The sequence below is a fragment of the Streptococcus infantis genome, from assembly GCF_047465035.1.
GTDB lineage: Bacteria > Bacillota > Bacilli > Lactobacillales > Streptococcaceae > Streptococcus > Streptococcus infantis_T.
Genome location: NZ_JASHAQ010000021.1, coordinates 1 through 23,202 on the forward strand (window position 1 = coordinate 1; position 23,202 = coordinate 23,202).

Annotated in this window: 20 protein-coding genes; 1 reads left to right on the forward strand and 19 read right to left on the reverse strand. The window is 41.3% G+C overall.

The window, feature by feature from the left end:
- From bgaA to miaA, 10 genes are all read right to left on the reverse strand, one after another.
- Window positions 1–6,925: LPXTG-anchored adhesin/beta-galactosidase BgaA (gene bgaA / locus QM406_RS08585; protein WP_414273976.1), on the reverse strand; the 6,925-nt coding region annotated here is incomplete at its 3' end.
- Between the two features lie 560 nt (window positions 6,926–7,485).
- On the reverse strand, window positions 7,486–8,043 hold the full coding sequence (locus QM406_RS08590) for an SMI1/KNR4 family protein (RefSeq protein WP_414273977.1): 558 nt from the start codon (window positions 8,041–8,043) through the stop codon (window positions 7,486–7,488).
- Between the two features lie 14 nt (window positions 8,044–8,057).
- Window positions 8,058–9,806 (reverse strand): glycoside hydrolase family 13 protein, encoded by a 1,749-nt coding sequence (locus QM406_RS08595; protein WP_414273978.1) that lies wholly within the window; start codon window positions 9,804–9,806, stop codon window positions 8,058–8,060.
- Window positions 9,807–10,047: 241 nt separating this feature from the next.
- Entirely contained in the window at window positions 10,048–10,242 is a 195-nt protein-coding gene (locus tag QM406_RS08600) for a helix-turn-helix transcriptional regulator (RefSeq protein WP_033584559.1), read from the reverse strand.
- Between the two features lie 6 nt (window positions 10,243–10,248).
- Window positions 10,249–10,578 (reverse strand): hypothetical protein, encoded by a 330-nt coding sequence (locus tag QM406_RS08605; protein ID WP_414273979.1) that lies wholly within the window; start codon window positions 10,576–10,578, stop codon window positions 10,249–10,251.
- A gap of 409 nt (window positions 10,579–10,987) precedes the next feature.
- Complete coding sequence (locus QM406_RS08610) at window positions 10,988–11,743, reverse strand: SDR family NAD(P)-dependent oxidoreductase (RefSeq protein ID WP_414273980.1); 756 nt, start codon at window positions 11,741–11,743, stop codon at window positions 10,988–10,990.
- A 20-nt stretch (window positions 11,744–11,763) separates the two neighbouring features.
- Entirely contained in the window at window positions 11,764–12,693 is a 930-nt protein-coding gene (rnz, locus tag QM406_RS08615) for a ribonuclease Z (protein ID WP_414273981.1), read from the reverse strand.
- Between the two features lie 14 nt (window positions 12,694–12,707).
- Entirely contained in the window at window positions 12,708–13,331 is a 624-nt protein-coding gene (locus tag QM406_RS08620; protein ID WP_414273982.1) for a cystathionine beta-lyase, read from the reverse strand.
- Entirely contained in the window at window positions 13,324–14,562 is a 1,239-nt protein-coding gene (gene hflX / locus QM406_RS08625) for a GTPase HflX (protein ID WP_414273983.1), read from the reverse strand. Before hflX ends, QM406_RS08620 begins: the two co-directional genes overlap by 8 nt.
- Window positions 14,555–15,439, reverse strand: coding sequence for a tRNA (adenosine(37)-N6)-dimethylallyltransferase MiaA (miaA, locus tag QM406_RS08630; RefSeq protein ID WP_414273984.1), 885 nt, complete (start codon window positions 15,437–15,439; stop codon window positions 14,555–14,557). Before miaA ends, hflX begins: the two co-directional genes overlap by 8 nt.
- A gap of 120 nt (window positions 15,440–15,559) precedes the next feature.
- On the opposite strand from miaA, the gene QM406_RS08635 reads away from it, so the two are divergent.
- Window positions 15,560–15,730: a DUF3042 family protein gene (locus QM406_RS08635; RefSeq protein ID WP_001051776.1), complete on the forward strand. Its 171-nt coding sequence runs from the start codon at window positions 15,560–15,562 to the stop codon at window positions 15,728–15,730.
- 145 nt (window positions 15,731–15,875) lie between these two features.
- Here QM406_RS08635 and tnpA read toward each other — a convergent pair whose 3' ends face one another.
- The 9 genes from tnpA to msrB form a co-directional block, all read right to left on the reverse strand.
- Entirely contained in the window at window positions 15,876–16,340 is a 465-nt protein-coding gene (gene tnpA / locus QM406_RS08640; protein WP_414273453.1) for an IS200/IS605 family transposase, read from the reverse strand.
- A 265-nt stretch (window positions 16,341–16,605) separates the two neighbouring features.
- The gene (locus tag QM406_RS08645) at window positions 16,606–17,445 is read right to left on the reverse strand and encodes a thymidylate synthase (protein ID WP_414273985.1); all 840 of its coding nucleotides are present in this window, start codon (window positions 17,443–17,445) and stop codon (window positions 16,606–16,608) included.
- Between the two features lie 52 nt (window positions 17,446–17,497).
- Complete coding sequence (locus QM406_RS08650; RefSeq protein WP_414273986.1) at window positions 17,498–17,932, reverse strand: GTP pyrophosphokinase; 435 nt, start codon at window positions 17,930–17,932, stop codon at window positions 17,498–17,500.
- A 97-nt stretch (window positions 17,933–18,029) separates the two neighbouring features.
- Window positions 18,030–18,989, reverse strand: a complete 960-nt coding sequence (locus tag QM406_RS08655) for an ROK family glucokinase (RefSeq protein WP_414273987.1) — start codon at window positions 18,987–18,989, stop codon at window positions 18,030–18,032.
- Between the two features lie 40 nt (window positions 18,990–19,029).
- A complete protein-coding gene (locus QM406_RS08660) occupies window positions 19,030–19,653 on the reverse strand; it encodes an alpha/beta fold hydrolase (protein ID WP_414273988.1) in 624 nt (207 codons plus the stop codon).
- Window positions 19,654–21,375: an aminodeoxychorismate synthase component I gene (gene pabB / locus QM406_RS08665; protein WP_414273989.1), complete on the reverse strand. Its 1,722-nt coding sequence runs from the start codon at window positions 21,373–21,375 to the stop codon at window positions 19,654–19,656. It lies immediately after the preceding gene.
- Between the two features lie 133 nt (window positions 21,376–21,508).
- Entirely contained in the window at window positions 21,509–21,817 is a 309-nt protein-coding gene (locus QM406_RS08670; RefSeq protein ID WP_414273990.1) for a ZmpA/ZmpB/ZmpC family metallo-endopeptidase, read from the reverse strand.
- Window positions 21,818–21,844: 27 nt separating this feature from the next.
- Window positions 21,845–21,913: a helix-turn-helix domain-containing protein gene (locus QM406_RS08675; protein WP_414274002.1), complete on the reverse strand. Its 69-nt coding sequence runs from the start codon at window positions 21,911–21,913 to the stop codon at window positions 21,845–21,847.
- A 165-nt stretch (window positions 21,914–22,078) separates the two neighbouring features.
- Window positions 22,079–23,194, reverse strand: a complete 1,116-nt coding sequence (msrB, locus tag QM406_RS08680) for a peptide-methionine (R)-S-oxide reductase MsrB (protein ID WP_414273991.1) — start codon at window positions 23,192–23,194, stop codon at window positions 22,079–22,081.
- Between the last annotated feature and the right edge of the window lie 8 nt (window positions 23,195–23,202).

Below are 23,202 nucleotides of genomic sequence, written 5' to 3' on the forward strand. Positions count from 1 at the left end.
CGCCTACTGTACCAATAGCTCCTGTGTATTCTGGAACTTCATGAACAGCTGCTTCGACTGCGTTAACGCCACCCTTGAATTCTGGGACTTCTACTACTGGTGCTGCTTCATCACCTACTGTGCCAATTGCTCCTGTGTATTCTGGAACTTCATGGATAGCAGCTTCTGCTCCATTCACTCCGCCAGTAAACTCTGGGACTTCTACTACTGGTGGTTGGATTTTATCAGCTGCTTCATTTTCTTCAATGTACTCTGGAACTTCATGAACAGCTGCTTCGACTGCGTTAACGCCACCCTTGAATTCTGGGACTTCTACTACTGGTGCTGCTTCATCACCTACTGTGCCAATAGCTCCTGTGTATTCTGGAACTTCATGAACAGCTGCTTCGACACCATTTACTCCACCAGTAAATTCTGGAACCTCATGGATAGCTGGATCTGTTTTACCAGATACTTCTTTCTTAGTTCCGACTAAGACAATCTCATCTTGCGGTGCTTCAATAGTTTCACGAAGTTTTTCAGTACGGCTTCCATCTAGTGCTACTTCAGTCAGGATACGTTCTTTACCTTCACGACCTGCTTGAGTTACACGAGTTTCACCTTCTGCTAGAGTTGGATCTTCTTTCTTCACTGTCTTGAAGCTGAGAGCTTCTTCTACCACTTCTAGGCTAGGAAGCTCTTCCTGAACAGCTGGGGCAACTTTTCCAGTTTCAACCTTTTCTTTGGTCAATTGGATACGGTATTCCTTGACGTGTTTACCACTTTCTGAAACGAGATGTACCAAGACTGGAAGTTTATCGTCACCACTATCAACAACTGTCGACGCTACGTTTTCACCAGCTTCAACTGTCACTTTAGGACGTTTTCCACTATAGGTAACTGAGTAATCAACGCGACCTTCTGAGAAGTCAGCAAGCTCTCTACCATCCACAAGAAGTTTAGAAGCTGTATTGTCCTTAGGTGCTTCACTTGGTGCGATAAAGGCCATTTCAGTGATAGCCACACCCTTCTTGTCTGCTTTTCTTTCCATGCGCCATCTCATAGCTTTAGCTTTGACTGGTGCAAAGGTTACATGGATGTCAGTTCCTGCTTGAATCTCTTGATCCGCACGGTATTCAACTTTCTCCCAGTTAGAAGGAGTGTTGAATGGGTGATCAGGATCGTATGGTTGGTAGTTAGAGTAATATTCTGGTGAATCAAATTCTGGTCCAACATAGCGTTCTAATACTAGTTTAGAAGGGGCGTCTGTTCCACCATCTGCAAAGAAGCGAATGCTTCCTTCAGCTACTGTACGTTCAACAATCTTACCATTTTCTCTGAAGATAACCCCTACTGAAACTTCTGGATTTTCAGATGGAGTTGGAGACCAGTTAGTCCAACGACGGCTTTCATCATCTGAACCATCGTTAACATAGTCTACACGGTCATGAGAGTTTGGATCAATATCGTTAGTTGCTGAGGCAAATGAACGGTTGCTGTCATCATCGAAGTCTGGGTTGTCTGAAAGATTTTCTCCGAGTTTGTCTGTTACACGAACAGCTACTTCAGCAGTTAAATCAGTACCCAAAACGCGACCATGAACTGTAAATTCACCTGCTTTTGTTAGATTCTCTGCTGGGACTGCTTCCCAGTCAACAGCCAAGTCTTTGACTTCATAGTCAGATTTTCCTGTGAAGTAAACAGGAACTTTTGCTGGTAGCTCAAGAGTTTGTCCTTTAGCAACCAAGCGAGATGATTTGGCAACAGCAACAGGTTTACTTGCGAGCAAATCTTTATCATTTGTGAAGTGTAGGCGGTATTCACCTAGGATATCTCCGTTTTCAGCCTTGACAACAACACGAACTGGATCTCCTTCACCTACGCTTGGTACAACTGTTGCAATACCATTTTCAGTGACACTTGCTGTTACAGTTGGAGCTTTTCCTTGGCTTGCTTCTAGATAGTAGTCAGTCAAGCCTGGGTTAAAGTTTGGCAAATCTTTTCCATCTACTTGGATTTGTGCTTGAGCATTCTTAGCTGCAGCTACTTGTTTAGAGAAGATTTGCATTTCTGTAATAGAAGTTCCCCATTTACCATCTGGTCGAACCATGCGGATACGAACTGCGTAAGTGTTGACTTTATCAAAGCTAAAATGGGTCATTTCTCCAGCTCTGACTTGATCTGGAGCCTTGAGATTTGTTACTTCTTTCCAGTTTTTATCGTCATTAAAGACATGGTCTTCGCGTGCTACGAAGCTTGGATTCTTAGGAACTGTTGGAGTTGCTGAACCGACATAGTATTCAATGACATAGGATTTAGGTGCACCAACACCGTGGTCTTCGTGGAAGGCTACATTGAGGTTATCAACTGATCGTTTAGACATGATACCAGAGTCACCAAAGAGAATTCCTACGGATGCTTCACTTGTACGGTTCCAGTTTGTCCAGCGGTTTGCTGGTTGGTTGTTATATGAAATTAGTTTGTCATTGACATTGGCTACTGAGTCACTTGGATTTGAGTCTGATGCAAAGGCAAGTGGCAATTCTGAACCAGTCCATTGGTCAGAGATGTTAGCACCAACTTCTGTTTGAGCAGAGACACGAACATGAAGTTTGGTTGGTAACTGAGTTCCTTCAACATGACCAGTAACAGTAAAGCTGCCTTCATTTGCGTACTGGCTTGGTTCAATTGCGTCCCAAGTTACTTTAGCTGAAGATACTTGGCCATTTGAGTGATAAGTCCGAACACTCTCTGGTAGTTGAGGAGCTTCTGCAACTGGAGTTGTTACGCTCACTTCCTCGACAGCAATGATACCTTCAACAGATACCTTAGCATGAGCTTCTTTTTCGAGCCCTTCTACTTTACCAAGAACATCAAAGCTATGGTATTTAGCAAGGTCTTCCTTAGCAACTGCTTGCCAAGTCACCTTGTGAACCTTTGGAAATCCTTTGTCATACTCTACAGTTACTGTAGCTGGGAGACTTGGTTCTTGATTCAAGCCTGTCACTACGCTGACTGGGCGGATTGCTTGTACGACTTTGTTTTCAGTATTTGCTTGAATGTTCAAGTCAATCTGACCTTCTGCTCCTTCAAATTGAGCTTTCAGAGTTACTTGACCTGGTTTGTGCAATTCAAGCATACCTTTACGAACGGCTACATCTCCCACACCTGTAGTTGAGAAGGTAACCTTGTCAGCCTTCAAGACTGCCTGAGTACCATCTTGGTAGTGAGCCAAGACCTTGATACCGACCGTTTGGTCTTCTTTAAGTGCAGATTCGTTCTCTACCTCTAAGCTCAATCGTTCGATTTGTGGAGCTTCTTGTAGGAATTGGATAGCATAGATTTGTAGTGGGCCACCATCATTTGGTTGAACATGGATAGTTGCTCGCATACCCGTCGCTTCACTAGCTTGAATAACAGTCACTTCCGCATTTTCAGCTGTAGCTTTGACCTCTGGCAAGGCTACTCCATAAGCAAGCTTGTGGTATTTTACAGGTTGGTCAGTCGAAAGGCCTTCAACCGCTTGATCTGCCACAGTTACGCTTGGAACTACTGGATTAGCAGCTTCACCTTCTGCCACTACCAAGGTTGCAGCAATTTCTTCATCTTCTAAAATACCTTTTGCCTGGATGCGAGATCCTGGGATAGCTAGTTTAGCTTGATCTTCTGCTGCAATTTCCCACTTATTAACATCATAGCTTGCTACAGTACCATCTGACAATACGTAAGAAACAGATTTGTCAACTGAATTTAGGTCTGTATTTGGAGCGATTCTCTTGACTACAGGCAATTCTGCTTCGAGAGCCAAGACTTCAACACGCGCTTCGACGTCTCGTCCGTCTGCCACACCTTTGACAGTCACAATTCCTGGTTCATTGACATCAACTGCTGACCATTCTACTGGAAGTTTGGCACGGCTGCCATCACTGTAGATAAAGGCTACTTTCTTAGGCATTTTCGGTGCTTGACCGATAACAGTACGTACTTTAGGTACTTCTGTACCTAAGACAGTTTTTTCTGCTTGCTCTTTTTTACCTGTAAAGATCGTTGTTTGATCAGATTTCAAGAGATCAGAGTGGGCAGTCAAGGTAAATTTACCAGCTTGCTCAGTTGATTTAACAATTACAACACCCTTACCATTGAAGGCCTTGCGAATCCATGAACCGTCAGCTTGCTCTTTGTAACGCTCACGGCTTGCTTGTTCACCGTTATCCACTCCGACAATCTGACCTTGACCATGCAACTGGAAGCGCACAAGATTATTAGCTGTAGGAACTACATTACCAGCCTGGTCAACGATTTCATAGTAAATATAAGTGAGGTCTTTTCCGTCTGCTGCAATAGCATGTTCTTCTTTGACTAAGCGAACACCTGCAGGCTCACCAGCAGTCGTAATCTTATCACGAGCAATTTCATTACCTGCTTCATCACGAGCTACTGCTTCCAAGGTTCCAGGTTGATAAGCAACCTTCCACTCAAGGTAAAGTTCCTTTGCATTGGCACCTTCTTGGTAAGTACGGCCATCGCTTGTTTGTTTTTTGTTAAAGGTCTTCTTGCCTAGAGATTCACCGTTCAAGAATAACTCAACACTTGCAGCGTTAGAGTAGGCACGGACTGGAATCTTACCATCTGCATCAGCTACGTTCGCTTTTAGAGTAGGATCTTCCCAGTTCCAGTGAGGAAGCAGGTGAACCATTGGTTTCTTCTGAGCAGAAACCCATTGGCTTTGGTACAAGTAATAGTCATTCTTAGGGATTCCAGCTGTATCTACGATACCAAAGTAAGAACTTTTAACTGGTGTTTGGTTTTGGTTATGCCATGGAGTCGGCTCACCAATATAGTCAGTACCTGTCCAGATGAACTGACCTGCATAGCCTGCATTGTCACGGTCAAATGTCCAAGATGCTGTAGCTGTTTTACCCCAACCAACACGGTCATTACCGTAGTCTGACTGCTCGTAATTACGATAAGCCTGGTTGCTATGTACCAATTCACGTTCTGGACGATAGTAACTTCCACGTGTTCGAGTCGCTGAAGAAGTTTCTGATCCATAAATCAACCAGTTTGGATGTTTCGCACGCAGTTTCTTGTAGTTGTCTTCTGAATAGTTAAATCCAACGGCATCGAGTTCATCAGCGATTTTTTCATGTCCACCGCTACCATCACCGAAACGGAATTTATCTGCTCCCATTGTGACATAACGAGTCTTATCAACGTCCTTGATAACCTTGACCAAACGCTTAACAGTCGCTAGAGAATGTGGATCTCCTGAAGCTTCACCGATTTCATTACCGATAGACCACATGAAGATAGCTGGGTTGTTCTTGCCTCTTTCGACCATGGTACGCAAGTCAAAGTCAGACCATTTTTCACCTTTTTTAGCTTCTGGGTGAGTGGCATCTTTTTCAAAGAAACGTCCGTAGTCGTACTGTTTCTTACCACCATACCAAGTATCAAAAGCTTCTTCCTGAACCAACAAACCAAGCTCTGCCGCAATTTGTAGAGTCTGCTCACTAGCTGGGTTGTGAGTTGTACGGATAGAGTTAACACCCATCTCCTTCATTTGTTTGAGGCGACGGTATTCTGCTTTGTAGTTTTCTTCTGCTCCTAGAGCCCCGTGGTCATGGTGAAGAGAAACACCATGGAATTTCATTTTTTCGCCGTTAAGAGAGAAGCCTTCGTTTGGTGTCCAGTTGTAGTAACGGTAACCAAACATATCTTTCTTCGCATCAACTAACTGACCATCACGATACACACGCGTTACCAATTCGTAGAGAGCTGGTTGGTCGCTGAGAACTGTCCAAAGTTTTGGTTTCTCAACTTGCAAGATAGCATTCAGGCTAGTTGACTGATGAGCTTTCAAGACTTGACTAGCTGTACGAACTAGGTCACTTACTGCTTTTCCTCCACGTTCGATTATTTGATACTCAGCTACGATTTCGTGGTCTTTATCATCTGTATTGACAATCTTACTTGATACGTGAGTGTCAACCTTACCATTCTGTTGTTTTTCAAGCTCTGGTGTTAAGATGGTTGTACCATTTTTCTCAGCATGAACCTTATCTGTGACTTGAAGGGTAACATCGCGGTAAATACCACTTCCTGAATACCAACGGCTACTTGGTTGTTTATTGACCGCATGTACAGCTACGACATTCTCACGACCGTCTTTATTGAGATAGTCAGTGATGTCATATGAGAATTGGTTGTAACCATTTGGATAGTGACCAACTAGCTGACCGTTTACGTAGACTTGCGAATCCATATAAACTCCATCAAAGACCAGACGAACATTCTTATTAAGGTCTTTTTCATCAAGTTTAAAGGTCTTGCGATACCAAGCATCACCACCATTGAGTTGTCCACCTTCGTTTTGGGCAGGAGAATCATGATCAAAGTCATTGTAAATACTCCAGTCATGAGGAAGGTCTAATTTCTTCCAGCTTGATACATCTGCATCTGGTTTGATAGCGTCTTTTGCATTGGCATTGAGTTTAAAATGCCAGTTTTGGTTAAATTCTACTTTACGGTCCTCAACCAATTGATTTACCTCCTCGCTGGTAGCCGGTTTTAGATCCGGTTTTTCCGTTTGAGCAGATTGATCTTGAGTAATTACTTGAGGTTTCTTATCTAGCATGGAATCCTCTTTTTTGTCAGAGTCTGATTGTAGAGTTTGATCGTCCTGTGCTTTTTCAGCTTCATGGCTTGGAGCAACCGCTTCATCAGCAACTGAATTTGCCGTTTCAACAAGGTTCTCTTTTTTAGATTCGTCCTCTACTTTTTCTGTAGCAACTGTAATCGGAGTTTCTTCCGCAGCTACTGGATTTGCACCAGCTACACTTGCTCCAAATAATACCGAGCAAGTACCGATGAGCACTGAGCAAGTACCCACCGTAAATTTCCGGATACTATACACTCTTTTTCGATTCCAATGATCTTTCCCCATAAGATCCTCCTTATATTCGTAACCGCTTCCATTTTTGTGTAAGCGCTCTACTTTTATAGTAGTATTTAACTTCTATTTTATAAAATAATATAAGAAACTTCAATACTGGCAGCATAAAAATCATACTTTTGATTCTTTTTTCTATAATTTGTAGAAAACTTTGAAAATCTGAATGTACATTTAGTGAATGATTTTACTAAAAAAGGCAGTGGGACAGAAATCGATAGACAAAGTCTCGATTTCGTAGTCCCAGCCCCGCGAGGATGATTAGCAGCTTTTTGGAGTCTAATACTCAATGAAAATCAAAGAGCAAACTAGGAAGCTAGCCGCAGGTTGCTCAAAGCACTGCTTTGAGGTTGTAGATAGAACTGACGAAGTCAGTAACATATATACGGCAAGGCGACGCTGACGTGGTTTGAAGAGATTTTCGAAGAGTATAAAAGACGAACAAAAAGTTCAATCAACTACCGCGTCAAAGTTTGATTGCTAATAAAAAGTGAGGTCGGGATCTTTTGTCCCAACCTCTTTTACGGACTATCAAACTGATATTTCCTTATAGATTATTGACTAGATTTCCCCTTTTCCAAAAGCTTGACCATCTCATTTTTACGTTCTTCTAGCTCGGCAATTTGCTGGAGTAAAAGTCCTGAAAAATCACATTCAAGCTCTTCAGTTTCGCCACTATTATACCAATCTAGGGCGACTATGTGATTGTCCTTATCAAAGCAGAAAATCACATCTCCATCCCCGACGATAGACAGAAATGGGATATAATCCACAAAGCCCAGAGCGTGTAATTCCTTGGTTTTTATTCGAATGTCTAGGAAGTCTGGGATACCATTTGCAATTCCCAAGACCTTAATACCTCGGCAGAAAGTCCAAAATGGTGCTACATCGTAAGCCTTGGCTCTTGGCCATATCTCTTCTTTGACCTCCATAAAGAGACCTCCAAGAGATGACATGGTGAATTCCCTGAAATCTTCTGGAAGACGAATGCCATATTGATTTTCAAAATCCTGGATTTCTTCTTCCGATGGTTCATTGCCCATGCAGGCGACAACCTGATAAGTTTCCTTATCATAGTGACGAAAATAATCATAAACTTCCTTGAGTGACATTGTTTTTATCCTTTTTACTCAGAAATAGTAACTACAAATCCATCTGGTAAGATAACCTCTTGTTTATCTTCAAACTGGCAATGACTCGCTAAATCAACTGAATCTCTGTCTAAAATATATTTCTCAGAAGACTGATTGAAGATGGCTTGAACTTCTTTTCCTTGGTAGTTCCACTTCAAGGATAAAACATCTGGTTTCACTTCTTCTAAACTATATGAACCATGCTGAATCATACTTGCCACTTCCTTACGGACTTGAATCAATTGTTTCATAAAATTCAGCATATCATTTTCCTCAGACACATGCTCCCAAGGCATGACACGACGGCAATCAGGATCTGGTCCACCTATTAATGCAAGCTCTGTTCCGTAATAGATACAAGGAGTCCCTTTTTGAAGGTAGAGGAAGGTTAAAGCAGCCTTGACATGCTGGACATTTCCTTTGGCAGTTGTGAGGATACGCTCTGTATCATGAGAATCTAAAAGGTTAAACATCACCTCTGATATTTGTTGCTTGTAGTACATCGACTGGCTATTGATTTCTGAAATAAACTGCTCCGTCTTTTTACGCTGACGCAGGAAATAGTCCTTGATACTTTCAGAGAGCGGGTAGTTCATGACAGCATGGAACTCATCCCCTTGTAGCCAAGGCTGGGACGTATGCCAGATTTCACCTAAGATGTACAAATCAGGCTTTTTAGCGAGAACTGCCTTTCTAAAATCTTTCCAGAACTGATGGTCAATTTCATTGGCAACGTCCAAACGCCAAGCATCAATATCAAAATTCTCAATCCAGTAGGTCGCAACACTTAAAAGATAGTCTTTGACTTCAGGATTGACTGTATTTAACTTAGGCATATAGCTAGCAAAGGCAAAAGTATGATAAGGGAGTTGTCTTGGATTCTGAAGTTTATCCTCAGTAACTGGGAATTCTTGGATATGGAACCAATCTTTATAAACTGAGTTTTCTCCATTTTTTAGAACATCCTGCCATTGGACTGACTGGTTGCCAATATGATTAAATACCGCATCTAGCATAATCTTGATCCCACGTTTGTGGGCTTCCTCGACTAGATTACGAAAGACTTCCTTGTCTCCAAAGTGACGGTCGATTTCAAAATAATCCGTCGTATCATACTTGTGATTGGTCGTTGCTTCAAAAATCGGACATAGGTAAAGTCCAGTGATTCCCAAATCTTTAAGATAGTCTAAATGGTCAATAATCCCTTGTAAATCTCCACCAAAAAAATCATCCATGTTAGGTGCAATAACAGCATCCCACTCTCGAGCTTCATCTGGAGTCAAATTAGGATTTCCATTAGCAAAGCGTTCTGGGAAAATCTGATACCAAACGGTATTTGAAACCCAGCTAGGAACCTGACATCCGTCGATTTCGTGAATATAAGGAAGCTTAAAGCCATTGCCTTCAGCATCCAAGTTTTCTTGAGTATGTTCTACACAACCCTTATCACCGTAAAAAACACCCTGACCTTCTTTATCAAGGAGCTCAAAGAGATATTGAATCCGTGCAAAATCAACAGAGACCGTAACCTGCCAATAATCAAACAAGGCGTCTGAAGTTACTTTAGTCATTTCTTTCTTGGCTTCATACTTATCCTCGATGAAGATAAAGGGATCTCCATAGTGTAAGATGACCTGCTGGACATCATCTTTCTTGGTTCTGATTCGGATATGTAGCTGACCTTCTTTGTAAAGATAAGCATACTCTGATTCTGGTCTATGATAAATGGCTGTCAATTCCATGTCTTGTCTCCTAAATAATCATCATCAACAAAAACGCAAACGTTTTTACAACTAACAGAACTAGTATACTATTTAAAGATTCGATTTGCAATTTTTATACCAGTTTTAACGATAGATATATAGATGGACAAGGGTAAAATTGAGTAGACTCTTTATGAGCTTTAAAAGGAGAGTTTCCATGAACCGGAAAACTCTCCATCATTACGAATCAGATGATTAGAATAAATGCTATCTGATGTCTTTAATCTTCTAAAATGAAAATTTCTTCAACATGTAGTTGTAGCAACCTTGCAATTTTCATTGCTAGTTCAAGTGTAGGATTGTACTTGTCATTCTCGATAGCAATAATGGTTTGTCGACTAACGCCTAATATTTTTGCCATATCTTCCTGACGTAGTCCTTCAGACTTTCTTAACTGTTTGATATTATTTTTCATACAGCATTAGTCTTTCTGAAAACAATAAATGCCAATCGCCAAAACTACGATAAGGATAACAACCATCAAAATTACTCCTTGAACAAGTTTATTTGGTTCTTTAAACTCTTCATCAGCATCAATCATTTTCTGTTTTATGGCAAATTGTGTAAATCCTTGAACAGAAATAGATAAACATAAAATCAGACATGGTAACATTTCAAGTTTAATGCCTTTTGTAATAGATTGATAAATATTAAATACTGTCCATCCACATAAGCCAAATAGAGCCGTTTTATAACCCCATTCCTCAGAACGTAGCTGAATCGCTCTGTCCATTTCATCCATTTTTCTCATAGTCCTGTTCCTCCAATCCGTCAAAACAATGTCAAGAGCTCTTTACATTTTTTATTATACTCTAAATCGATAAAATGTCAAGATATTTTAACATTTTTAGGCTTTTTTATTTTCTTCTATTCTAAGAATATTTCTAACTCCGATTTACAGCCTAGTCAATCTGACAAAGGGCAAGTTCTTTTAATCCTATTTTATCTTGACTTCATAAGCTTCGACTATAGATATACTTTTAGTTATGTTAGACTCGAAGTTTATCCTCTCTTTTCTGCTTTCTTATCTCTATTATACCTCAAAGCTATCTAACAGGGATAAACTACCAGTATTTTCAGGTTTTTTTTTGGTCAACAACTTCTCCTAATTAAAGCAAAAAGCCATTCCTCAAGGGAACAGCTTTCTCACTTATACTTTCTCACTTATAATTAAAGGTTTCTCCAGCCAACTTATCTGCTAGCTTAGGGAAAAGAGTATAAAATTTATGGGCTAAATGGAGCAATACTGGGAGATTGAGTTCCCGTTTGTTTTTTCCTATGGTCTTAACAATCTTTTGGGCTACTGCGTCAGGTTCCAAGAGAAAACGGTCAACCGATTTAAGGTAGGTTCCATCCGGATCAGCCTGGTCAAAAAATCCTGTACGGATAGGTCCTGGATTAACAGTTGTCACATAGACACCATAGGGCATGAGTTCAAGGCGCAAAGCATTTGAAAAACCAATGGCCGCAAACTTGGTCGCTGAGTAGAGACTGGACTTGCTAGTCGCTATCAATCCTGCCATACTGACGATATTGAGGATATGACCTTTTCGCATTTCCTTCATGCGAGAAGCAACCAAACGAGATAGATTCATGAGAGCAAAGGTATTAACCTCAAACATCTGATGAATATCTTGATCAGAAATCTTGTCAAAATCTTCAAAAATTCCATAACCTGCGTTATTAATCAAAACATCAATCTTGCCATAACGTTGGTAAAGTTCAGCTACCAGTCCTTCTAAGGCTTGCTCATCGGTAATATCAATCTCGACCAATTCTGCCTGAGGATGATTTCCGTATAGCTGAACTAGTTTTTCCTTATTTCTACCAAGTAAAATGAGTTGGTCATTTGGCAAGAGTTTGACCATTTCTTGGGCTAGACCACCACTGGCTCCTGTAATGAGAATAGTAGACATACTTATCCTTTCTGTGAAACTTAAATTTCCACTTCTTCCAAGTCTTTGACCACATGGACATTTTCAAAAATCGTTGCCGCATCTTTCTTAAGCTGGCTGATATCTTTTGAAAGGAAACGGGCGCTGATATGGTTGAGTAAGAGTCGTTTGGCTCCTGCTTCTGTTGCCACCTGCGCAGCCTGCATATTAGTTGAGTGACCGTGATTGCGAGCAATTTTTTCATCTCCTTTGCCATAAGTCGACTCATGGACAAGAACATCCGCATTGACAGCCAGACGCACACTGGCATCCGTTTTTCGAGTATCACCCAAGATAGTGATAATCTTACCTGGACGTGGAGCTGAGATGTAGTCTGCTGCCTTGATCTCGGTGCCGTCCTCTAATACAACATCCTGACCGTTTTTGATTTTTCCAAAAAGCGGTCCAAATGGTACACCAGCAGCCTTTAGTTTTTCAGCGTCCAAGGTCCCTTCTAGATCCTTTTGTATGACACGATAACCCACACAGAAAATAGTGTGATCCAACTCTTCCGCATACACCGTGAATTTATCTGTTTCAAGAATTTTCCCTAGAGAATCTTGGTCAAATTCATGGAAATGAATCTTATAAGGCAGGCGTGAACCTGACACACGTAGACTGGTCAAGACAAAAGATTTGATGCCTTGGGGACCATAGATTTCCAAATCTGTTTGCTCTTCATTAGCTTGAAAGGCACGACTAGAGAGAAAACCGGGCAATCCAAAAATATGGTCTCCGTGCAAGTGGGTGATAAAGATTTTGCTGACCTTCCGTGGTCGAATCGTAGTTTCCAGAATGCGATTTTGCGTACCTTCGCCACAGTCAAAGAGCCAGACTTCGTTAATCTCGTCCAAGAGTTTCAGGGCGAGACTTGAAACGTTGCGGGCTTTAGAGGGCTGACCAGCCCCCGTTCCTAAAAATTGAATATCCATTCGATACTTTCTAATTAATCAATATATAACATAGCAGTTCTATTTTCCGAGCGATAATAAAACTTGCCATAAAAAGCTCTAGCTTCTTGTAGTAAATCCTCTTGGCTGTAGCCTTTAAGTCGCTTTCTTCCATCTGCCAAGGTTTCCAAATCTGTCAAGGCTGTGAGATTTTCCACGCTAACAACTTCCTCTTCTCCGATTGCCTTCATGTAAATTTTCCCAGACTCCTCAAAAACTAGCTGATGAGGAAAAATTTGCGCAATCTCAAAAAGCAAGTCATCTGAAATCTTCTCTTCATTCTCAGAAAAAATTCTCCCCAGATTCTCACACTCATAGCAAAAGCCAAAGGATTTACCCGATAGATTGAGGCGAATAAAGGGCTTGCTTTCCAAAGCGAAACTTGGCTCAGCATTATAGAGGTTCAGTTCTTGGCTGACTTCTGCAAAATAATCGGTCGCAGCCTCGGGGCTCTTTTTCTGGTAGAGCTCAGCAAAGTAGGCATTAACCACGCTGGGTGGAGGAGTGATAAGGGCTAGCTGTTCCTCTTCAGACCTACCAGCTAAAAGCTGGTCCAGATAGACCTTGTCTAAACTTGTATAGCCACCATACTTGAGAGCTAATGATTTGATATCAGTCATAAAATTCTTCTAATCTCCATTTATTTTTCTCAGAAATGAAGCCTGTGATGACTTCGCCGTCATCTTGGTAGTCACGTTCTTCTAAGATAGCAACACTCTCCAAATCATGAATCTTGTAAGACTTAGAAAAAGGCACGCGCAAAGTAAAGGGTTCAAAAATTTCCTTAATCTTATCCAGCAATAAAGCCTGCAACTGTTCGCGACTATTCTCAGACTTGGCAGAAATCAGTGCATACGGCGTTTGGGTAGGCGTAAAGTCCTCCACCAAATCCGCTTTATTATAAAGGGTCAAGCGAGGAATATCCTCCATGTCCAAGTCTTTCATGATGGAAAGAACTGTTTTTTCATGTTCCTCATGGTAAGGATTGCTGGCATCGATAACATGAACCAGAAGGTCTACATGCTTGCTTTCTTCCAAGGTCGACTTGAAACTTGACACCAATTCGGTTGGTAAGTCTTGAATAAATCCAACGGTATCTGTCAAGGTTACCTGTAGATTGCCACCAAGATGGATGCTCTTAGTCGTCGCATCCAGAGTCGCAAAGAGCTCATCTGCCTCATACTGGGTCTTGCTAGTCAAAGCATTCATAATAGTTGACTTACCAGCATTTGTGTAACCAATCAAACCAATCTTAAAAGTACTTGACTCCAAACGTTTTTCTCGAACTGTCGCTCGATTTTTCTCAACCACCTTGAGTTGACGTTCGATATCTGTAATCTGGTTGCGAACACTACGACGATTCAGCTCCAGCTGGCTTTCACCAGGTCCACGGGAACCAATTCCCCCTGCCTGACGGCTGAGCATAATCCCCTGACCAACCAAACGAGGCAAGAGGTATTTGAGCTGAGCTAGATGCACTTGGAGTTTGCCTTCATGGCTTCGAGCTCTCATAGCAAAGATATCCAAAATCAACTGCATACGGTCAATGACCTTAACACCGAGAACTTCCTCGAGATTGACATTTTGTCGAGGTGTCAGACGGTTATTGACGATGACAGTCGTGATTTCTTCTGCGTCCACCATTTTCGATATTTCTTCCAACTTACCAGAACCAACAAAGGTCTTGGAGTCATATTTTTCTCGTTTTTGTCTGTAGCTATCGACTACAACTGCACCAGCCGTCTTAGCTAAACTAGCCAACTCTTCCATGGAGAGGTCAAAATTGTCCATGCCCTGCAATTCTACACCAATGAGCAGGACCCGTTCCTCTTTTTTCTCCGTTTCAATCATTTAAAAACTCCTCAATCTGGCTTAAAATACGCTCTTTCACACCAGATTCTCCTATCTGATAAAAGGTCACCTGCATACGATTACGGAACCAGGTTAGCTGACGCTTGGCAAAACGACGGGTCGCCTGTTTGAGACTGTCACTAGCCTCCTCCAGGCTCTGCTCCCCTCGAAAATAGGGAAAGAGTTCCTTATAGCCAATCCCTTTAGCAGCCTGCACATCTGGATAATGTTCAAACAACCACTTAGCTTCATCCAATAGTCCAGCTTCAAACATCAAATCCACACGGTGGTTAATCCGTTCATAAAGCTGACTACGCTCATCATCCAAGCAAATAATCAGAGGTTCATACAAGGTCTCTTGATTTTCCAAGTCTTGAGCAAAATGGGCAATTTCCAAGGCACGCATGGCACGACGACGATTAAACTGGGGAATTTCAAGGCCTATTTGCTCTACAAGATGGGCTAACTCCTCATCTGAAAAAGGATCTAGACTAGCACGATAAGCTAAAATCTCCTCATGAGGTGTCTCCCCACCTAAATGATATCCTTCTAGCAGACTCTGGATATAAAGTCCTGTCCCACCTGCAATAATAGCGAGCTTACCTCGACTTTGAATATCCTCAATGGCCGCCTTAGCTTCTGAAACAAAATCAAAAGCCGAGTAAGACTCGGTTACTTCTCTCACATCAATCAAATGATGAGGGACAGTTGCCTGCTCCTCTGGACTAGCCTTGGCTGTCCCAATATCTAGACCTCGATAGACTTGTTGGCTATCTCCACTAACCACTTCGCCATTAAAACGCTTTGCAACTTCAATGGCTAGAGCTGTTTTTCCAACTGCAGTCGGTCCAACAATCACAATTATTTTTGTTTTCATCTTTTTTCCTTGAAAAATTCCCATTTTTTCGTTACTATTATTATATCACAAAAAGGTCAGTCAGAAAAATGCGACCTCTTGAGGTAGCTGGCTGATTTATAAGTTAAAGGAGGAATACTCATGGCTAAAGGATTCGCTAAAGGTCTTGTAACAGGTATTGCAGGAACTGTCGCTGCAGTTGCAGGTGCAGTATACGCAGTTAAAAAGAAAGTGATCGAACCAGAAGAACAAAAAGCAGCTTTCATCGAAGAAAACCGTAAGAAAGCAGCGCGTCGTCGCGTATCACACTAAGCAATCATAACCACCCGTCAAACGGGTGGTTTGCACCAGGGCTATAAGCCCAAATTACCAGCCAGCGCCTAAAGACGCTGGCTTTCACGTTGTTCAAGCCTCATTGCTCTTGACTCGTCACTTGCCTCTTGAAGAGGCGTGAGTATTACTTACCACTATCCCTAAAGGGACCCTCATATTCTTTTACACTTAATTTATCTAGTGCTATATCATGCTTTTCCTGATCTTGTATGTATTTCCTTATCGTGGCTTCATTAAGCCCTACTGTACTCACATAATAACCTTCTGCCCAGAAATGCCGATTCCCAAACTTGTACTTGAGGTTGGCGTGTTTGTCAAACATCATGAGTGCACTTTTACCTTTTAAATAACCCATGAAACTCGAAACACTTATCCTTGGTGGAATACTGACTAACATATGTACATGGTCTGGCATTAAGTGACCCTCGATAATTTCAACTTCTTTATAACTACACAAGCGATGAAATATTTCACCTAAACTACTCCGATATTGATTATAGATTACTTTTCGTCTATACTTAGGGGTGAACACAATGTGATATTTACACATCCACTTTGTGTGTGATAAACTATGTGCTTTTTGTGCCATATTTTTCTCCTCTCGCTTTACAATTGGCTTGAACACCTTTATTGTATCGCGTTTGGAGTTTTTTTGGTATAACCTTCGACGCGCACCCGCATAGCGGGTGGTTTATTTGTCTCGCACCTAACGGAGCGAGACGGACTGAAAGTCACATAAAACAAAAGAAGTTGAGATTTTTTCTCAACTTCTTTTGTTCTATTCTTTTATACTCAATAAAAACCAAATAGGAAACTAGGAATCTAGCGTGGTTTGAAGAGATTTTCAGAGAGTATTAAATTGCCAAGTCAAACTTCAACTGTGGCTTGACTGGATCATAATCAACCAACTCAAAATCCTCTGCTTTAATATCAAAGAAGTTGGTCTTATCTGGTACATTCAAGACCAAACGTGGTTGGCAGTTTGACGGCTCACGATGAAGCAATTCCTGAGCTTGTTCAAATTGATTGTCATAAATGTGAAGGTTATTGATGAAGTAGAAGAATTTTCCAACTTTCCAACCAAAGTGTTTAGCAATCATCATCTGAAGCGCCACATACTGCATGGCATTGATGTGGTGAGCCACCAGCATATCGTTAGAACGCTGGGTCAAAGTCGCATCCAGATAAATCTCACCATCCACACGACGGACATCAAACATGGTCTGGAAGGCACAAGGCAGAAGGCCATCTGTCTCCTCAAAAGCTTGATAATCCCAAAGTGAGATGATATTGCGACGGTTCCAAGGATTGGCTTCTAACTGTTTGAGAATCTTGTTAATGATATCATGCTTCTTAACAACAGCCCCATAACGCTCCCCAATAGTCCCTGTATCTCCAACTTCCCAATCATTCCAGTAGTGAACATTGTACTTGTCATTGAGTACTTCTAGGCTATTTGTCTGGTCTTGGTAGATCCAAAGCACTTCCTTGATGGCTGATTTGATTGCGATTGGTCGCAAGGTTGTGATTGGAAATTCACCCTTAGACAAATCATACTCCGCAAAAGCACCTGTGATGTACTTGGAGTTAGCTACTGTTCCATCCTTATACTTGGGACGTGCTTGCTCGGAAAACACACCCTCATTCAAGATTCGCTCGATATTTTCTTTAAAAATCGTGTCTGCTTTTGTCATTTACTCTCACCTCAATTATTGTCTTAACTAGTATAGCATAAAAAGGTTTTTTCTACCTGCTCAGAAAATCAATGGCCTTTTTATATTTCTTCAATCTTTCCCTATCCTTTGCAGTAATAGAAGGCAATCTCGATAAATCTGAATTATGTTTTAGATCAGCTAATTTTACTACTCGTGCAAGAGGATTTTTCTTCACAGTTTCCAGATATGTTTGATAATCTTGCTCCTTTTTCTTTGTCAAAACCTGAACAGCAGTAACAACTTCCTCTGGTAAACCTGCAATTAGTAATTCTTCAGCTGAAACAGGACTATCCTCTATAACATCATGTAGCAGAGCCACTGCTTTTTCTTCTTCAGTATCAACTTGGCTTGCTACATAGATTGGATGTTCTATATAATCTACTCCTGCCTTATCCAGTTGCCCTTCATGAGCTTGCCTAGCAATAGACAAGGCTAAATCAACCATGGACTGTTCTACAGTATTCATCCAAAACTCCTCCTATCATTAGTGAGCTATTACTTTATTCTAACAACTTCAACTAAAAAAGAGCTTGATCAATATCCAAGCTCTTGATTCATGTGCATTATTGCAATACAAGTGATGCTGCTCCGATAACTCCAGCGTCATTTCCTAGAGTGGCAAGAGCTAGTTTAGTTGTTGTGCGCACTTGTGGGAAGGTATTTTCATCATAAACCTTTTGCACGCCTTGGAGAAGGAATTCCCCAGCAGCTGATACACCACCACCGATAACAATCGTTGATGGATTTAGGATAGAACCGATGTTGGCACATGCAATACCCAAGTAACGTGAGAAGTTGCGGTAAACGATCAAGGCAAGATCGTCCCCTTCTTTTGCCAAGTCAAAGACAGTTTTAGCAGTTACTTCTTCTCCGTCATCAATCAAGCGTTTTAAGGCTGCATCGCCTTCGTATTCATCTGCATAACGACGAGTCAAGTTAACGATACCTGTCGCTGAAGCTACTGTCTCAAGACAGCCTTTTTTACCACAAGTACATGCGATTGGTTGATCAAAGTCAACTGTGATGTGTCCAAGTTCACCAGCAGCACCTGCAACACCGTGAAGCAATTTACCTTCTGCCACGATACCGCCACCAACACCTGTACCCAGAGTCATAAAGACAACGTCTGGTTGGTTTTCACCAGCACCCATCCAACGCTCACCAAGAGCAGCTACGTTAGCGTCATTGTCGATAAAGAATGGAATACCCAAGGCTTTTTCCATCTTTTCTTTGATTGGTTGAAGAGTTTTCCAGTTGAGGTTGTAGGCACCGATAACAGTCCCTTTTTCACGGTCAACCACACCAGGTGACCCCATACCAATTCCACGGAAATCTTCAGCAGACAATCCAAGCAAGGCCAAACGATGTTGAATAGTTTCAATCATATCGTCTACGATATGGCTTCCTTCATCCAAAATGTTAGTCTTGATAGACCATTTTTCTTGGATTTCTCCTTCTTGCGTTAAAATAGCGAACTTGATAGAAGTTCCACCAAGGTCAATCCCAATAATCTTTTGACTCATTTTTATCTCCTTTATGATTTATCACTTCTTTATTATTTTATCAAACTTGTTTCAGCAATTCAAGAAAACTTCTGGTTAATTCTGCAAACTCTTTTGGTTTTGCCTTATTCAAGACATGAGGGCCGTCAGGGATGGTCTCAAACTGAGAATCTGGCATCAGTTCATGAATACTTTTCATTGAACTGAGATTTGGCTTATCCTGACTACCACAAATTAACAAGCTTGGATAGGGACAATTCTTTGCATTCTCTCTTAAATCAAGTGTTTTTAATTCCTCGGAAACTCCAACCATAAGAGCCTTATCTGCTCCCTGTTTCTCAAATATCCTTTTTGGGAGTAGTTTAAATATCAGCAACTGAATGTAAAAAAGGATATTGCCCGCCAGTTTTAATGGACAGCCTGACAAAACCAAGGCCTGAAAATTTGGTATCTCAGAACTTGAAAGCTCCAGTGCGAGGGTAGCCCCTAAGGATAAACCGATTAGGACAAAAGGTTCTGTCTCCTTTGATAAGCGCTGATAAATGCGCTCCTTAGCTTCTTGATAGCTAGCAACTCCAGCAGGGAATAAGTCTAGGGCTTCAGAGGGATAATCTGCAAGCAACTCTTGCACTTCTTTCCAACTCTCCGCTGACTGACCTAGGCCGTGTAAAAATATTAGTTTCATTTAGTTCTTCTTCAAGGATAACTCATACAAGCCCCTAACTGCATTACAGCCATAAATGACTTCTGCTTGCTTCAAATCTTCTATGGTTAAGACCTTCTCTTCTACCTGCCCGATTTCAAGTAAATGCTGGCGATAAATCCCTGGTAAAATACCAAGAATGCTAGGTGGGGTATAGAGTTTGCCATCCATTTTTAAGACCAGATTCCCAATAGAGGTTTCAAGCAATTTTTCATCAGCAGTGTGATAGATAATTTCCTGCTCTCCCACTGTCAAATGTGGTCGGTGTGTCGTCTTAAAGTAGGTAAAGGCCTGCTGCAAATCAGCTTCTTGCAGACAAAGTTTAGCTTGACAAAAAGTTGGACTAAGTGGTGTTAATACTTGTCGATCAATTTCTATTTCTCCAGATTTGCTGAGACTGATTCGCAAACGGTAGTCTTGATGGAGGTCACAAGCTTGACACTCTTCCTCTATCTTTTGTCTCAAGTCTTCTACATTAAAAGAAAAGGTAAAGTAACGACTAGCCTTTTGCAATCTTTCTAGATGTTGATTTTTAAAGAGCAAGGTTTTCTGGCTGATTTTCCCTGTCGTAATCAGCTTAAAGCGAGGCTGTTTGCGATAAAGAACAGCAGCCTTTTGCTGGACTTCACGGTATTCTGACTCCCAAGTACTATCCCAAGTGATGCCTCCACCGACTCCATAGATGGCTTGCCCCTTGTAGAGTTGAATGGTTCGAATAGCCACATTGAAAATCCGTCGTCCATTGGGAAGCAAGAGTCCAACAGTTCCACAGTAAACTCCTCTAGCTTGCGGTTCCAAATTCTTGATAATTTCCATAGTCGCTATCTTGGGAGCTCCTGTAATAGAACCACATGGAAAGAGTGAACGGAAAATTTCAACTAGGTCAACATCTGGTCGTAACTGACTCTTGATGGTCGAAGTCATCTGCCAAACCGTTGAATACTGTTCCACCTGACATAAACGTTCCACATGCTCACTTCCCACCTCAGACAGACGATTCATGTCATTGCGCAAGAGGTCCACTATCATCATATTCTCTGAGCGATTTTTAGGATCCTTTTCTAACCAAACTGCCTCTTTCAAGTCTTCAGCATCAGTCAAACCACGTTTAGTCGTCCCCTTCATTGGACGAGTCGTCAATTCACGACCATTTTGCTCAAAAAAGAGTTCTGGACTCAAGGAAATCACTGCCATGTCATCGTGCTCTACGTAAGCATTATATCCCGCTTCCTGCTCTACAACCATACGATTGTAGATAGCAAAAGGATCGGCAGACAACTCCTGCATAAGTTGAACCGTATAATTGACCTGATAAGTATCCCCTTGTCGTAAATGATGGTGAATTTGGGCAATCGCCTTTTCATAGTCCTCTGCTGCTGTTACTTCCTGCCAGTTTGACGGCAAATCCACCTCCTCATAAGTCAGAGGAATGCTAGATTTTTCAACGCTGTCATGAATAGTGAAATAGAGGAGATACTCTCCTAACAAGGGACCCTCGTGAACCGCCAACTTCTCCTCAAAAGCTGGCGCAGCCTCATAGCTGACATAACCCACCACATAATAGCCCTGCTCTTGGTAGCTTTCCACTTGAGCTAACAAGTCTGTTACTTCTGCTAAATCTCTGGTTTTTAACTCTTTGATAGGCTGGGTAAAGGTGTATCGCTCGCCCAAAGCCCTAAAATCAATCACTGTTTTTCTATGCATATCCTAAGTATACCATAAAAGCCAGACCCCAACAGGAGATCTGGCAATTTTATTCTTTGAGAATGATAAAGTAGATGTCACTTTCTAAGAAAATCTGAACATAGCATTCTCTTTTATCATACCGACTTTTTATCTATCCTTTGGGAAAGAGTTCGGATGAAAAGGCATCTGTCACCTGCAATAGTTTTTGGAAGACTTTTTTCTTCAGAGCTACTGTATAATTGGCAACTGAGCCTCCATACTTGAAGTTTCGGTAATCCGTTTCTACTGCTTGGTCAAACAAGTCTTGCAATTTCTCATAAGAATCAATTTGCTGACCATCAATTTCAAAACTATGGATTCCTCGTTTTGCCTTGGCAATAATAGCATCAAACCAGGCCTTCTTCAAAACCAGATCATTCTTAGCGAGAACTCGTTCTCCTTCCAGATAATCTAAAAGCATCAAAGCCTCATTATAAATCAAACATTTTTAATTTGGTTGATATTCCAATAAATCATCTAGCTGACACCCCAGTTCTTTACAAATAGCTTCAAGCATTGAAAAACGGATGGCTTTCACCTTACTTATTTTCAAAATCAAAAATTTTCAGGAGTGATCCCAACACGTTCGATTAAATTGCCCAACCTCTTCTAAAATCCAAATTCTACACTTCTTATGAATATAAAATAGATTTCTATAAACTCTTTTTTAAAAATATCAAGTTTACTCTACATAATCCAACAAATAGCCATAGCCCTTTTCTTCCATTTGATCCTTTGGGATAAAATGGATGGATAGACTATTGATACAATAGCGTAGACCTCCCTTGTCCTGAGGTCCATCTGTAAAGACATGTCCTAGGTGAGAATTCCCTGTTCGACTTCTGACTTCCGTTCTGACCATATTGTATGACTTGTCTTCCTTATAGGTCGCAACATCTGGACTGATCGGCTGGGTAAAACTTGGCCAACCACAACCCGATTCAAATTTATCTTTCGAAGAAAAGAGGGGTTCGCCAGTCGCAACATCCACATAAAGACCTGCTTCAAATTTATCCCAGTAACGATTTGAAAAGGCACGTTCTGTTTGACCATTTTGAGTCACGGCATACTCATCTGGAGACAAAAGTTTTTTCAATTCATCGTCGCTCGGTTTTGGATATTGACTTGCATCAATAACAGGATAGGCTGCTTGATTGACATTGATATGGCAATAGCCGTTAGGATTTTTCTGGAGATAATCTTGGTGGTAGTCCTCAGCCACAATAAAATTGCTTAAGGCTTCCTTTTCAACCGCTAGAGGCTGGTCGTATTTCTGAGCAACTTGTTCAAAAACTTGATTGATGACTTCTAGGTCATGCTCGTCCTTATAGTAGACACCAGTCCGATACTGAATCCCCACATCATTTCCCTGCTTATTTTTACTAGTTGGATTGATAATGCGGAAATAATGAAGCAAGATCTCTTTTAGAGAGATTTGATTGGCATCATAGGTCACATGAACAGTCTCAGCATGCCCGGTTTGGCCGATCAATTCATACTGTGTTGTTTCTCCTCTCCCATTCGCATAGCCAGAAACAGCATCTGTCACACCTGCCACTCGAGAAAAATACTCTTCAACTCCCCAGAAACAACCTCCAGCTAGATAGATATCATGTAAGTCAGCATCTTTACTTGATTGAGTTTTTTTCGTGACTTTTTGCCCTTGACTAACTGCTGCCTTCTCGATTTGAGTGGTATCTGTGTAGCTTGCGCTCCTTTTTTCCAAAAGAAATAAAAATCCAATAATAATGCAAATGATGATTCCAATGAATACAATTATTTTTAATTTATCATTCATGATGAGCC